Annotated in this window: 12 protein-coding genes; 8 read left to right on the top strand and 4 right to left on the bottom strand. The window is 74.9% G+C overall.

The annotated features are described in order from the left end of the window. Positions 1–42 precede the first annotated feature (42 nt). Both ABZ385_RS02640 and ABZ385_RS02635 read right to left on the bottom strand, forming a co-directional pair. Positions 43–1,284: an alpha-hydroxy acid oxidase gene (locus ABZ385_RS02640; RefSeq protein ID WP_358909259.1), complete on the bottom strand. Its 1,242-nt coding sequence runs from the start codon at positions 1,282–1,284 to the stop codon at positions 43–45. Between the two features lie 225 nt (positions 1,285–1,509). Beyond that, positions 1,510–2,097, bottom strand: a complete 588-nt coding sequence (locus ABZ385_RS02635; protein WP_358909257.1) for a histidine phosphatase family protein — start codon at positions 2,095–2,097, stop codon at positions 1,510–1,512. A gap of 196 nt (positions 2,098–2,293) precedes the next feature. On the opposite strand from ABZ385_RS02635, the gene ABZ385_RS02630 reads away from it, so the two are divergent. The 6 genes from ABZ385_RS02630 to ABZ385_RS02605 all read left to right on the top strand — a co-directional run bounded on the left by ABZ385_RS02630 (position 2,294) and on the right by ABZ385_RS02605 (position 9,385). After that, positions 2,294–4,138, top strand: a complete 1,845-nt coding sequence (locus ABZ385_RS02630) for a gamma-glutamyltransferase (RefSeq protein ID WP_358909255.1) — start codon at positions 2,294–2,296, stop codon at positions 4,136–4,138. Between the two features lie 176 nt (positions 4,139–4,314). Beyond that, entirely contained in the window at positions 4,315–5,187 is an 873-nt protein-coding gene (locus ABZ385_RS02625) for an inositol monophosphatase family protein (RefSeq protein WP_358585422.1), read from the top strand. A 125-nt stretch (positions 5,188–5,312) separates the two neighbouring features. After that, positions 5,313–6,722, top strand: a complete 1,410-nt coding sequence (locus ABZ385_RS02620; protein ID WP_358585421.1) for an NAD(P)/FAD-dependent oxidoreductase — start codon at positions 5,313–5,315, stop codon at positions 6,720–6,722. Next, complete coding sequence (locus ABZ385_RS02615; protein WP_358585420.1) at positions 6,715–7,275, top strand: O-acetyl-ADP-ribose deacetylase; 561 nt, start codon at positions 6,715–6,717, stop codon at positions 7,273–7,275. Before ABZ385_RS02620 ends, ABZ385_RS02615 begins: the two co-directional genes overlap by 8 nt. Positions 7,276–7,390: 115 nt before the next feature. Beyond that, complete coding sequence (locus ABZ385_RS02610) at positions 7,391–8,869, top strand: AlkA N-terminal domain-containing protein (RefSeq protein ID WP_358909320.1); 1,479 nt, start codon at positions 7,391–7,393, stop codon at positions 8,867–8,869. Positions 8,870–8,881: 12 nt separating this feature from the next. Further along, the gene (locus tag ABZ385_RS02605) at positions 8,882–9,385 is read left to right on the top strand and encodes a methylated-DNA--[protein]-cysteine S-methyltransferase (RefSeq protein ID WP_358585418.1); all 504 of its coding nucleotides are present in this window, start codon (positions 8,882–8,884) and stop codon (positions 9,383–9,385) included. Positions 9,386–9,406: 21 nt separating this feature from the next. Here ABZ385_RS02605 and ABZ385_RS02600 read toward each other — a convergent pair whose 3' ends face one another. After that, a complete protein-coding gene (locus ABZ385_RS02600; protein ID WP_358699683.1) occupies positions 9,407–9,904 on the bottom strand; it encodes an NUDIX hydrolase in 498 nt (165 codons plus the stop codon). A gap of 280 nt (positions 9,905–10,184) precedes the next feature. On the opposite strand from ABZ385_RS02600, the gene ABZ385_RS02595 reads away from it, so the two are divergent. Then, a complete protein-coding gene (locus tag ABZ385_RS02595; protein WP_358909318.1) occupies positions 10,185–11,306 on the top strand; it encodes a glycerate kinase in 1,122 nt (373 codons plus the stop codon). Between the two features lie 117 nt (positions 11,307–11,423). Beyond that, entirely contained in the window at positions 11,424–12,683 is a 1,260-nt protein-coding gene (locus ABZ385_RS02590) for an amidohydrolase (protein ID WP_358909253.1), read from the top strand. Between the two features lie 9 nt (positions 12,684–12,692). Here the strand turns inward: ABZ385_RS02590 and ABZ385_RS02585 are convergent, their stop codons facing one another. Then, positions 12,693–13,949, bottom strand: a complete 1,257-nt coding sequence (locus ABZ385_RS02585; protein WP_358585412.1) for a helix-turn-helix domain-containing protein — start codon at positions 13,947–13,949, stop codon at positions 12,693–12,695. Positions 13,950–14,000: the final 51 nt, after the last annotated feature.

Genomic DNA, 14,000 nt, shown 5'->3' with positions numbered 1-14,000 from the left:
GGTAAGGCGCTCAACCGGCACGCGGCTCAACCGGCCCACGGCTCAACCGGCGCGCAGCCGGACGCGGTCCTGGGTGAGCTCCTCGACCGAGGTGACGCCCAGCAACCGCATGGTCTGCCGGAACTCCGCCGTGAGGATGTCGAGGACCCGGCGCACCCCCGCCTCGCCACCCGCCATCAGGCCGTACAGGTAGGCGCGGCCGACCAGGACGGCCGTGGCGCCCATGCAGAGCGCCGCCACCGCGTCCGCGCCCGAGCGCACGCCTGAGTCGAGATAGACCTCCGCGGCCCCGTCGACCGCCCGCACCACCGCGGGCAGCTCCTCCAACGGCACCGGCGCACGGTCCAGTTGGCGCCCGCCGTGATTGCTGACCACCAGCGCGTCCACGCCGAGGCCCGCGATCACCCGGGCGTCCTCGGCCGTCTGGACGCCCTTGACGATGAGCTTGCCGGGCCAGACCTCCCGCAGCCACGCCACGTCGTCGGCGGTCGCCGCGGGATCGAACATCAGGTTGCCCAGGTCCGCGGCGGTGCCCTGCCACTGCGAGAGCGAGGCGAACCGCAGCGGCGGGGTGGTCAGCAGGTTCAGCCACCACCGCGGCCGCAGCGCCCCGTCCAGCACGGTGCGCGCGGTCAGCGCCGGTGGGATCGTCATGCCGTTGCGCACATCGCGCAATCGCGACCCCGCGACCGGTGTGTCCACGGTCAGCATCAGCGCCTCGTACCCGGCCTCGGCGGCACCGCGCACCAGGTCGAGGCTGCGCGCCCGGTCGCGCCACAAGTACAGCTGGAACCAGCGGCGGACGCCGGGCACGGCGGCGGCCAGCGGCCCGGCGGCCGTCGTGCCCATCGTCGACAGCGTGTAGGGCACGCCGTGGGCGGCGGCCGCCCGGGCCACGGCGATCTCACCCTCGTGGTGCATCATCCGCGTGAAGCCGGTCGGGGCCAGCGCGATCGGGAGAGCGGACGCCTCACCGAGCAGGACCGTCGAGGTGTCGACCGCCGAGACGTCCCGCAGGACGGCGGGCCGGAACTCCATCCGGCGGAAGGCCGACCGGTTGCGGGCCAGCGACAGCTCCTCGCCGGCGGCGCCGTCCGTGTAGTCGAAGACGGCTCTGGGCGTACGGCGGCGGGCGAGCGCCCTCAGGTCCGCCACATCGGCGGCGGCCGCGAGCCGCCGGGCCCCACCGCCCCCCGGGCGCCGCGGGCGCAGCAGAGGCGCGAGTTCGGCCGGGCGCGGCAACCGTCGGCGGACGCCCTCCGGTGCTGAAGGCAGACTCTCCAAGGCCCCTCCTCGATCTCAGGGCCCTCGCGACCGGCCACGGGCTGCACCCGGGAGGCCCGGGGGCCGTCCTGTCACGTTCCGGGCACTGTACGGCCGGGGCGCGACGCGTGACGAGAAGTGTTCGGCTGCGCAGACCGGAGGAAGCGGCCGGGCCCCGCGCCCCGCCCTCGTGCGGACGGGGCTCTGTTCAACTGCTCGCGTCCGGCGGGGGCTTCGCTCAGTCGCTCAGGGCCGGGCGCCCGGCCCGAAGCCCGTCCAGCGGAGGTTCGCGGGGAGGTGGCTCATGTCGTTGTACACCACGAGCGAGGGGGCCGCGCCGGTGTAGTACTCGATGGCCGTCACCGCCGCGTTCCCGCAGCTCATCCCCAGCCAGCGCTCACGCGGAGCGTCCAGGGCGTGCCGCAGCAGCCACGCCACCTGGTAGGCGTGGGTGACCAGCACCTCGAGCGTCTCGGTGTCGGCGGGGCGGGCGAACCGGTCCGTCAGCGCGTCGGCGAGGCGCTCGCCCCTGGCGGCCTCCACCGGGTCGTAGCCGTCGAACACCCCGGCCCAGGCCGCCGGTGGCTTCCGCGGCACGTGCGGGATGTAGTCGGTCAGCTCGGGCGCCTCCCGTACGGGGACCCCGCTCAGCCGCTCGCCGATGAGCCGGGCCGAGGACACCGCCCGGGGCATCGGCGAGTGCCACACCGCGTCGATCGGCAGCCGGGCGAGGCGCTCCGCGAGCAACTCCGTCTGGCGCCGCCCCACTTCGGTGAGCGCCCCGAAGGCGTCCGCCGCACCGTGCCTGACCATGTACAGACGCCGAGTCGCCATGTCAGCCCTTCTGGAGAGGACGCCGAGACGGGGGGAAACAACCAGATGCCCGCAACATCCGGATGGTAACAACATTCCGCACTCCTGTCGTGAGAGCAAGGAAAGCCCCGCCGCCCCGGCCACTACGCTCCTGACCGCTGACCGCTGATCATTCGGCCGACGGCCGACGGTTACAGAACACGAGGTGACAGGCCCTATGTTCACGACCCGCCCCACGCTCCAGGGCACCTTCGGCATGGTGTCGTCCACCCACTGGCTCGCCTCGCAGTCGGCGATGGCCGTCCTGGAGGACGGCGGCAACGCCTTCGACGCCGCCGTCGCCGCCGGGTTCGTCCTGCACGTGGTCGAGCCCCATCTCAACGGCCCCGCAGGCGAGGTGCCGATCCTCCTCGCGCCCGCGGGCGGCCGGGTGCGGGTGCTCTGCGGGCAGGGCCCCGCGCCCGCCGGCGCCACCGTGGCCCACTACCGCTCCCTCGGGCTCGACCTCGTGCCCGGCACCGGACCGCTCGCCGCCGCCGTGCCCGGCGCCTTCGACGCCTGGATGCTGCTCCTGCGCGACCACGGCACGAAGTCCCTCGCCGATGTCCTCACGTACGCCATCGGGTACGCGGAGGACGGCCACGCACCCGTCGAGCGCGTCACCGAGACGGTGAAGACCGTAAGGGAACTGTTCGTGAAGGAGTGGCCCTCGTCCGCCGAGGTGTATCTGCGCGAGGGCCCCACCGGCGACGAACCGCCCCGCCCGGGAAGGCTGTTCCGCAACCCGGCGCTCGCGGCGACCTGGCGGCGGCTGCTCGCGGAGGCGGCGGCCGGAGCCGGGAAGGGGGCGTCCCGGGGCGCGGTGATCGACGCCGCGCGCGAGGTGTGGCGGAGCGGGTTCATCGCCGAGGCGCTCGTGCGGCAGGCCGCGCGGCCCACCATGGACACGAGCGGAGAGCGGCACACGGGAACGCTCTCGGCGGCGGATCTGCGCGGCTGGTCCGCGTCCTACGAGGACCCGGTCACGTACGACTGGAACGGCTGGACCCTGTGCAAGGCCGGCGCCTGGAGCCAGGGCCCCGCCTTCCTCCAGCAGCTGGCGCTGCTGCCGCGTGACGTCGCCGAGCTGCCCGCGTACGGATCCGCCGACTACGTCCATCTCCTGGTCGAGGGCTGCAAACTGGCCATGGCGGACCGCGAGGCCTGGTACGGCGACGCCGGGGCGGGCGGTGCGCGGGACGTGCCCGTCCCCGACCTGCTCTCGGACACGTACAACGCGCGGCGGCGGGCGCTGATCGACGACACGGCCTCGTACGAGCTGCGGCCCGGCGCGCCCGGCGGGCGGCGGCCGAGACTCTCCGCGCACGCCCTCGCGGTGGCCTCGGGGGAGGGAGCGGGGCGGGGATTCGACGCGGGGGCCGGGGCCGGCGAGCCGACCGTGGCCGGGGACGGCGGGACGCGGGGCGACACCTGCCATCTCGACGTCGTCGACCGCTGGGGGAACATGCTCTCCGCGACCCCCAGCGGCGGCTGGCTCCAGTCCAACCCCGTCGTGCCGGAACTCGGCTTTCCGCTGGGTACGCGGTTGCAGATGGCGTGGCTGGAGGAGGGGCTGCCGAACTCCCTGACGCCGGGCCGGCGCCCCCGGACCACGCTGACGCCGTCGCTGGCGCTGAAGGACGGCGTCCCGGTCATGGCCTTCGGCACGCCCGGGGGCGACCAGCAGGACCAGTGGCAGGTGCACTTCTTCCTCGGGGTGGTGCTGCGGGACCCGGTGCGCGGCGGCCTCGACCTCCAGGGCGCGATCGACGCGCCGAGCTGGCACACGGACAGCTTCCCCGGGTCCTTCCACCCCCGAGGGATGCGGCCCGGAAGCGTGACGGTGGAGTCCCGCACGGTCCCCGAGGTGGTGGTGGAGCTGCGGCGGCGCGGGCATGACGTGCTGGTCGCGGGCGCGTGGTCGGAGGGCCGCCTGTGCGCGGTGGCACGGGACCCGCACACCGGCCTGCTCTCGGGCGCGGCGAACGCGCGAGGAATGCAGGGATATGCGGTGGGACGGTAACCCCGCTGCCCCTACGCCAACGGCCCCATGCGGGGTAAACGGGTGGGTGGGTGGGAAACATCCGCCGCGAAGCGGCGGGCAAGAACACCCACAACGCCGACAAGCGTTCACACGGAGGAAACCCCCGGTTGGGGGAGCCCCCACGCGCTGTCAGCGCGGCATGCTCTCATGGACGCATGATCGAAGAGTTCTTGACGCACGGCACAGGCGACGTGGAGGAGGCGCTGCGAAGGGCCGCCGCCACCGAGGTGACCCCCCGCTTCCGGCAGCTCGCCGAGGGCGACGTCGTGGAGAAGAGCGGCCCGCACGACGTCGTGACGATCGCCGACCGCCGGGCGGAGGAGCAGCTCACCGTCGACCTGCCCGCCCTCCTGCCGGGCTCGGTCGTCGTCGGCGAGGAAGCGGTGCACGCCGACCCCGCCACGTACGAGGCGATACGGGGTGACGCCCCGGTGTGGATCGTCGACCCCGTCGACGGGACCCGGCAGTTCGTGCGGGGCGACCCCGGATTCTGCATGCTCGTGGCCCTCGCGGTGCGCGGCGAGGTCCTGGCGTCCTGGACGTACGCGCCGGCGCTCGGCGAGATGGCCGTCGCCGTGCGCGGCAAGGGTGCCTGGCTGGACGGGCGGCCGCTGACCGCGGGGTCGCCCCGGCCGGGCGAGGAGCTGGAAGTGGCCACCTCCCACCCCGACTTCACCACCGAGGAGCAGAAGCACGCGCTGCTCGGCCTGTGGACGCAAGGAGTGCGCCCCCGGCCGTGCGGGTCGGCGGGTCTCGAATACCTCGCCGTGGCGAAGGGGGAGTTGGACGCGGTGGCGTTCTCGTGGGAGCTGGCCTGGGACCACGCCGCCGGGCTGCTGCTCGTCACGGAGGCGGGGGGTGCCGCCCTGACGCGGACGGGCGAGCCGTTCAAGATCGCCGGGGGGAACGCCCTGCCGTTCACCGCGGCGCGGGACGCGGCCACGGCCCGCCGCGTGGTGGACCTGCTCACAGGCGAGAACGCCACCCGACAGGCCTTCACCGGGGACGCCCGGCCGAGCGGGACCTGAGCCCGACCGCCCGCCCCGGGCGATCGGAGTCGTGAACGGCGCCGCGGCGGCGATGGCCCCGGCGCCGCGGCCTATCCTGGGCGCCAGTGGCCATCGGCTGACAAAGGAGTCCGAAGGTGCCGTCGATGCTTGATGCCGTCGTCGTGGGCGCGGGGCCGAACGGGCTGACCGCCGCCGTCGAGCTGGCCCGTCGCGGGTTCTCCGTGGCCGTCTTCGAGGCCAGGAGCACCGTGGGGGGCGGGGCGCGCACCGAGGAGCTGACCCTGCCCGGGTTCCGGCACGACCCCTGCTCCGCCGCCCACCCGCTGGGCGTCAACTCCCCGGCGTTCCGCGCCATGCCCTTGGAGCGGTACGGCCTCGAATGGCTGCACGCGAGGCTGCCCATGGCCCACCCCTTCCCCGACGGCAGCGCCGCCGTGCTGTCCCGCTCCGTCGCCGAGACCGCCGCCTCGTTCGGGCCGCGCGACGCGGGGACGTACCGCCGCCTGGTGAAGCCCTTCCTCCCCAAGTGGGACACGCTGCTACGGGACTTCATGTCCCTGCCCATGAGTTCGCTGCCCCGCGACCCGGTCACCCTCGCCCGCTTCGGACTCGTGGGCCTGCCCCCCTCGACCTGGCTGATGCGGCGCTTTCGCGACGAGCGGGCCCGCGCCCTGTTCGCCGGCCTCGTCGCCCACGTCATCGCACCGCTCGACGGCATCGTCACCGGCGGCGTCGGCATGGTCTTCGCGCTGGCCGCGCACGCCCGGGGCTGGCCGGTCGCCCGCGGCGGCTCCCAGTCCCTCTCCGACGCGCTCACCGCGTACCTGACGGACCTCGGCGGCAGCGTCCACACGGACTACGAGGTCAGAAGGCTCGACGACCTGCCTCCCGCCCGGGCCTACGTCTTCGACACCTCCCCGGCCGCGCTCGCCCGCATCGCCGGCCTCGGCAACGCCTACGACGGCTTCCGCTACGGGGCGAGCGTCTTCAAGGTCGACTACGCCCTCGACGGCCCCGTCCCCTGGACCGCCGAGGAAGCCCGGGCCGCGGGCACCGTGCAGGTCGGCGCGAGCAAGGAGGAGATCGGCGCGGCGCTGCACGCGGCGTCCCGCGCGGGGCGCGCCCCCGACGCGCCGTTCCTGATCACCGTGCAGCCCGGTGTCGCCGACCCCTCGCGCGCCCCCGAGGGCAAGCACGTCTTCTGGGCGTACGGTCATGTGCCGAACGGCTGGGACGGGGACCTGACCGACGCGATCGAGCGCCAGCTGGAACGGTTCGCGCCCGGCTTCCGCGACCGCGTCCTCGCCCGCGCCACGGCGGGCCCGCCCCAACTCGCCGCACGCAACGCCAACTACGTGGGCGGCGACATCGCCTGCGGCGCCGCGAGCGGACTGCAACTGCTGCTGCGGCCCAAGCCCTCCCTCTTCCCGTACGGGACCAAGCACCCGGCGGTGTTCCTCTGCTCGTCCGCGACGCCGCCGGGCCCCGGTGTGCACGGCATGTCCGGGCACAACGCCGCGAAGGCCGTGTGGAAGAGGCTGCGCGATGCCTGAACCGTCCCCCGAGGAGAGCCCGGTGACCGTGCCCATCACACTCGTCGAGGGCGACATCACGCGCCAGCGCGCCGACGCCATCGTCAACGCCGCCAACTCCTCCCTCCTCGGCGGGGGCGGCGTCGACGGCGCCATCCACCGGCGCGGCGGCCCCGAGATCCTCGCCGCCTGCCGACGCCTGCGCGCCACCTCCCACGGCAAGGGGCTGCCCACCGGGCACGCCGTGGCCACCGTCGCCGGACGGCTCGACGCCGGACACGTCATCCACACCGTGGGGCCCGTCTGGTCCGCGTCACAGGACCGCTCCGAGCTGCTCGCCTCCTGCCACCGCGAGTCCCTGCGGGTCGCCGCCGAGCTGGGGGCGCGCACCGTCGCCTTCCCCGCCATCTCCACGGGCGTCTACCGCTGGCCGCTGGACGACGCGGCCCGCATCGCCGTCAAGGCCGTGCGGGAGGCCGCCGATCCGGCGCTCTTCGACGAGGTGCGGTTCGTCCTCTTCGACCGGGCCGCCCACGACGCGTTCGCCGCCGCGCTGGCCGCCGAGGACGCCTAGGGCGCCCCTGAGGTAGATGTCGGATTCTCGCCAGTCACGCCCGGAGGAATCCGACATGCTTGCCCGCATGCACCCCGACACCGCGACCCGCGTGCACCCCGACACCGAGCGCCGTATGCACCACGACACCGAGCGGTGTGTACGTGCCGTCCGGTCGAAGGACGCCCGTTTCGACGGCTGGTTCTACACCGCCGTCCTCACCACCCGCATCTACTGCCGCCCCAGCTGCCCGGTCGTGCCGCCGAAGGCCGAGAACATGACGTTCTACCCGAGCGCCGCCGCCTGCCAGCAGGCCGGGTTCCGCGCCTGCAAGCGCTGCCGCCCGGACAGCACGCCCGGCTCGCCCGAGTGGAACCAGCGGGCCGACCTCGTGGCCCGCGCCATGCGCCTCATCGCCGACGGGGTCGTCGACCGCGAGGGCGTGCCCGGCCTCGCCGCCCGCCTCGGCTACAGCGCCCGCCAGGTCGAGCGGCAGCTGCTCGCCGAGCTGGGCGCCGGACCGCTCGCGCTCGCCCGCGCGCAGCGCGCCCAGACCGCGCGGCTGCTCATCGAGACGACCGCGCTGCCGATGGCGGACATCGCCTTCTCCGCCGGGTTCTCCTCGATCCGCACCTTCAACGACACGGTCCGGGAGGTCTTCGCCCTCGCCCCCGGCGAGCTGCGCGCCCGCGCCCCGAAGCGGCTCGGGGAAAGGGCCCGCGCGACGCCGGGCGTCCTCTCGCTGCGCCTGCCGTTCCGCGCCCCGCTCAACCCCGACAACCTCTTCGGGCACCTCGTCGCGACCGGCGTGCCCGGCGTCGAGGAGTGGCGCGACGGCGCCTACCGCAGGACCCTGCGCCTGCCCTACGGGCACGGAGTCGTCGCCCTCACCCCGCACCCCGACCACATCGGCTGCCGGCTGAGCCTGACCGACCCGCGCGACCTGACCAACGCCATCAGCCGCTGCCGCCGCCTGCTCGACCTGGACGCCGATCCGGTCGCCGTCGACGACCAGCTGCGCGGCGACCCGCTGCTTGCGCCGCTCGTCGACAAGGCGCCCGGACGGCGCGTGCCGCGCACCGTCGACGAGGCGGAGTTCGCCGTGCGGGCCGTCCTCGGCCAGCAGGTCTCCACGGCCGCCGCCCGCACCCACGCCGCGCGCCTGGTGCTCGCGCACGGCGAGCGAGTCGAGGACCCCGAAGGCGGCCTCACCCACCTCTTCCCCGCCCCGCGGGCCCTGGCCGCCCTCGACCCCGAGGCCCTCGCCCTGCCCCGCAGCCGCCGCACCACCCTGACCACGCTCGTCGGCCACCTCGCCGACGGCAGCCTGCGGCTCGGCGCGGAGAGCGACTGGGGCGAGGCCCGCGCCCGCCTCACCGAGCTGCCAGGCTTCGGGCCCTGGACGGTCGAGGCCATCGCGATGCGCGCCCTCGGCGACCCCGACGCCTTCCTCCCCACCGACCTCGGGATCCGGCGCAGTGCGCGGGATCTCGGCCTGCCGCACACCCCGGCCGCGCTCACCGCGCGCGCCGCCGCCTGGCGGCCCTGGCGGGCGTACGCGGTGCAGTACCTGTGGGCCACCGACGACCACCCGATCAACTCCATCCCCGCGTAAAGGGACATGACCATGGAACGCCTGCACACCGTCCTCGACAGCCCCTACGGGCCGCTCACCCTCGTCGCCACCGACGGCGTCCTGAGCGGCCTGTACATGACCGAACAGCGCCACCGACCCGCGCAGGAGACCTTCGGCGACCGCGACCCGGCGCCCTTCGGCGAGGCGATCAGCCAGCTCCAGGCGTATTTCGCCGGGGAGTTGAAGGAGTTCGACCTGCCGCTGCGGCTCGACGGCACGCCGTTCCAGCGCCTGGTCTGGGACGAGCTGCTGCGCATCCCCTACGGCGAGATCCGTACGTACGGCGAACTCGCCGGGCTCCTCGGCAGGCCCGGCGCCTCCCGCGCGGTCGGACTGGCCAACGGCAAGAACCCGATCAGCGTCATCGTCCCCTGCCACCGCGTCGTCGGCGCCAACGGCAACCTGACCGGCTACGGCGGCGGACTCGACCGCAAGCAGCAACTGCTCGCCTTCGAGGGCGGAGCCCTGGGCGGCGGCGCCGACGCGCTGTTCTGAGACGGGCGGCCGGGCGCCGGGTCAGCCGGCCCGGTAGCCGTCCTCCAGCTCCACCGTGCCCTCACCCCGCTCCAGGACGTCGAGCGCGGCGGCGACACGCCGGCCCAGCTCGTCGGGCAGCAGCCCGGCGAGCTCCTTGGGGGCCACCAGACGCCAGGACAGCAGCTCCGCCTCCTGGAGCCTGATCGCCTTCAGCTGCTCCGCGTCCAGCACCCCGCCGTCGTACAGATAGGCCACCAGCGGCGGCCGCGGCTGTCCGGCCGGCGGCACCCAGTCCACCGCGAGCAGCCGCCCGAGGGTGACGTCGAGACCGATCTCCTCGGCCGTCTCCCTGCGCGCCCCCTGGCGGGGCGTCTCCCCGTCGTCGGACTCGACGGTCCCGCCGGGCAGCGCCCAGCCCTCGCGGTAATTGGGCTCGACGAGAAGGACCTTGCCCCCCGCGTCCCGGAAGAGGGCGGCCGCGCCGACGAGCACGCGCGGCAGACCCGCGATGTACCTGGTGTAGTCCTCAGTGGTCATCGGGGAAGGGTAACGCCGACGCCCGCACGTCGCCCGCCTCGCGCCGACCGTCCCCGAACGGGCGCGGATACGCCCATTCGCCCCTGTTTCGCCGTCCCGCTCCGCGGGCGGCCATGGGCAGGCGGCCCCTTCGGCGGTTAAGGTCGCAGCGGCGCGACTGCCTTGACACGAGCAAGGCCGAAAGCAAGGGGAACGCAAGGTGGCGGACGCTGCAAGGACCACGGGACGCGAGCAGCAGGCGCGGCGTGATCGGCACACGGCGCGCGAGCAGGCGCAGCACGTGCTCATCGCCGCGGACAAGTTCAAGGGCTCACTCACGGCCGTACAGGTCGCCGAGCGGGTGACGGCCGGGCTCCACCGCGCCGCCCCCGGCGTGGTGGTCGAGGCGCTGCCGGTCGCCGACGGCGGCGACGGCACGGTCGCCGCGGCCGTGGCGGGGGGCTTCGAGCGCCGGGAGGTACGGGTCACGGGGCCGCTCGGCGACGAGGTCACGGCCGCGTACGCGCTGAAGGACGGCACCGCCGTGGTGGAGATGGCCGAGGCCTCGGGCCTCCAGCTGCTCCCCGAGGGCGTCTTCGCGCCGCTCACCGCCACCACGTACGGCTCCGGCGAGCTGATCCGCGCCGCCCTCGACGCGGGGGCCCGCAGCATCGTCTTCGGCGTCGGCGGCAGCGCCACGACCGACGGCGGCGCGGGCATGCTGGCCGCGCTCGGCGCGCGCTTCCTGGACGCCGACGGCGAGCCCGTCGCGCCGGGCGGCGGTCCGCTCAAGGAGCTGGCCACCGCCGATCTGGCGGGCCTGGACCCGCGTCTGAAGGACGTCGACATCGTGCTCGCCAGCGATGTCGACAACCCGCTGACCGGGCCGAAGGGCGCGCCCGCCGTGTACGGGCCGCAGAAGGGGGCCGGCCCCGAGGACGTCGCCGCGCTCGACGCGGCGCTCGCCCACTTCGCCACGGTCCTGGAGAAGGCCATCGGCCCCAAGGCGGCCGAGCACGCGCAGTCACCGGGCGCGGGCGCCGCGGGCGGCATCGGCTACGGCGCGCTCGTCGGGCTCGGGGCGAGCTTCCGACCGGGCATCGAGGTCATGCTGGACGTCCTGGGGTTCGCCCCCGCGCTGGAGCGGGCCACCCTGGTGATCACCGGCGAGGGCTCGCTGGACGAGCAGACGCTGCACGGCAAGGCGCCCGCCGGGGTGGCCGCGGCCGCCCGCGCCGCGGGCATCGAGGTCGTCGCGGTCTGCGGCCGCCTCGCGCTGCCCCCGGAGGCCCTCGGCAAGGCGGGCATCCGCCGCGCCTACGCCCTCACGGACATCGAGCCGGACGTGGCGCGCTGCATCGCGGAGGCGGGCCCCATCCTGGAGGAACTGGCGGAGACCCTGGGGCGGGACTACCTGGTCTGAGCCCGCCGGCCCGGCGGATCCGGTGGCGCGCCAGGACGGGCGCCGGGTGCGCGGGTCGTCGGCGGGGCCGGGGGCCGTACGTAGGGTGGCGGACGTACCCCAGGACAGGAGCGCGACATGACCGCCGCCGAACGGACTCCGACCGCCCTGCTCGGCCTCGACGCCCTCAAGGGCGACCTCGCCGACCTCTACCGTGATCTGCACGCCCACCCCGAGTTGTCCTTCGAGGAGCACCGCACCGCCGCCGAGGTCGCCCGCCGCGCGACCTCGTACGGGTACGAGGTCACCACCGGGGTGGGCCGCACGGGTGTGGTCGCCGTCCTGGAGAACGGGCCGGGCCCCACCGTCCTGCTGCGCGCCGACATGGACGCCCTCCCGCTGACGGAGGCCACCGGGCTGCCGTACGCGTCCGGCACCGACGGCGTGATGCACGCCTGCGGCCACGACATGCACGTGACCTGTCTGATCGGCGCGCTGAAGCTGCTCGCCGACGCGCGCGCCGACTGGTCCGGCCGGCTCGTCGCGGCCTTCCAGCCGGCCGAGGAGGTCGGGCGGGGCGCGGAGAAGATGCTCGAGGACCGCTTCTACGAGCGGTTCGGCACGCCCGACGTCGTCCTCGGCCAGCATGTCGCTCCGCTGCCCGCCGGTCTGATCGGCGCGCACGCGGGGCCCGCCTTCGCGGCGACCGACGCCCTGCGGGTGCGGATGTTCGGCAGGGGCGGACACGGCTCGCGCCCGGAGACCACCGTCGACCCCGTCGTCATGGCCGCGTCCACCGTGCTGCGGCTCCAGACGGTGGTGTCCCGGGAGATCGCGGGCGGCGAGACCGCCGTGCTCACGGTCGGTGCGCTGCGGGCGGGCACCAAGCACAACATCATTCCCGACGAGGCCGAGCTGCAGCTCAACATCCGTACCTACACGCCCGAGGTCCGCACCAAGATCCTCGCGGCCGTCGAGCGGATCATCAAGGGCGAGGCGGTCACGGCCGGGGCGGTGCGGGAACCGGAGATCACCGAGATCGAGGCGTTCCCCGTCGTGACGAACGACGCCGACGCCCTCGCCAGGACGACGGCGGCGATCGGAGCCGTCCTCGGCGACGAGCGCATCGTGGACCCCGGCCAGGTCACCGGCAGCGAGGACGTCGGCGTCTTCGCGACCTCGGCCGGCCCGCACGTCCCGCTCTGCTACTGGCTGTTCGGCGGCGCCGACCCCGACGAGGTGATCGCGGCGCGGCGAGCGGGCACCTTCGAGCGGGACATCCCCTCGAACCACTCGCCGTTCTTCGCACCGCTGGTCGAGCCGACCCTCACCACCGGCGTCACCGCGCTGACGGCGGCCGCGCTGGCCTGGCTCGACGGGCCGGGGCACGCGGGATAGACCGCGTGCCTACCCCGGCGTCAGCCGGTGCGCCTCCAGTGCCAGCGCCACCTCCACCAGGTCCCTGGGTCTGGCCAGCGAGCGGGCCGTGAGCTGTTCCAGGCGGCGCAGGCGGTTGAAGACCGTGTTGCGGTGGCAGTACAGGCGGGCAGCCGCCCGGCCCGCCGAGCCCTCGCACGCCAGCCACGCCTCCAGCGTCTCCAACAGGACCGCGCGGTCGGCCGGTTCCAGCGCGAGGACCTCGCCGAGCACGTCCGCCACCAGGCGCCCCGCCAGCTCCGGCTGGCTCACCACCAGCGCGGACGGCATCCGCTGGTCCAGGCGCACGATGCCCGTCGCGTCCGGCGGACAGGTGCGCAGCGCCAGCGCCGCGAGCCGCCGCGCGTGGCCGAGGCCGGCCAGACCTCCCACCACGGGGCTGATCCCGCCGGGCCCGGGGCACCGCCCGTCGAGCAGCCGGGCCAGCCCGTCGAGCCCCTCACCCGCGCCGAGCGCGACCACCCCGACCTCGCAGTCCGTCCGCATCCGCCAGACGAAACGGAACCCCGGCCGCTGGATCTGCCGGTGGAACGCCTCCCGCCCGTCCCGCCGCTCCACGCGCAGCACCACCACCGCGTACGGGCCGTGCTCGGGCAGGTCGAGACCGGCCGCCGCGCGCGCCGCGAGCCCCGGCGCCGCGTCGCCCTCCAGGAGCGCGTCGAGCAGCGCCTGCAACTGCTCGTCGGTGCGCCGCCGCAGCTCCAGCTCCGTGGCCCGGTACGCGTCGGACGCCACCGCCGCCTGCGCGTCGACCGCCGACCACACCATCGTCGCCGACCGCATCAGGACCGCCAGCTTCTCGGGTTCCCTGCCCGCCGCCCCTTCCAGGAGCGAGTCCCACACCAGATAGCCCGCGTTGCGGTACGAGTGCACCAACAGGTCCAGCGGCAGGCCCTGCTGGGCCCGGCGCCGGCCCGCCTCCTCCGCGTGCTCCAGATCCCGGCGCGGTGAGGCCCGCGGCGCCGAGATCGCCTCGATGCCGATCCGCATGGCCTCCTCGGCCTCGCGCCAGTGCACGTCGTGCGGCAGGACGCGGCCGAAGACCGGGGAGTGCTCGGACAGCTGCCGCAGATGCTCGTCGACCAGCTCGGGCACCCGGGGGAGCAGCGCCGTGCACGCCTCCTTCAGGAGCCTCCAGTCGTGCCCGGTCCGCGGCCTGCGCCCGTGCGCGCCCCCGGCCGCCGCCCGCCCGCCCACCCGGTCCTGATCTCCCGCCAACCCGGTCATGGATCTCCCGTCGCCACGCTCCAGGACGCCCTCGGAGCGGAGGATGCCACG

This window comes from Streptomyces sp. NPDC005898 (assembly GCF_040629635.1).
Taxonomy (GTDB): domain Bacteria; phylum Actinomycetota; class Actinomycetes; order Streptomycetales; family Streptomycetaceae; genus Streptomyces.
Note: the sequence above shows the minus strand (reverse complement) of the source record. Positions and strands in the feature narration are given on the sequence as shown.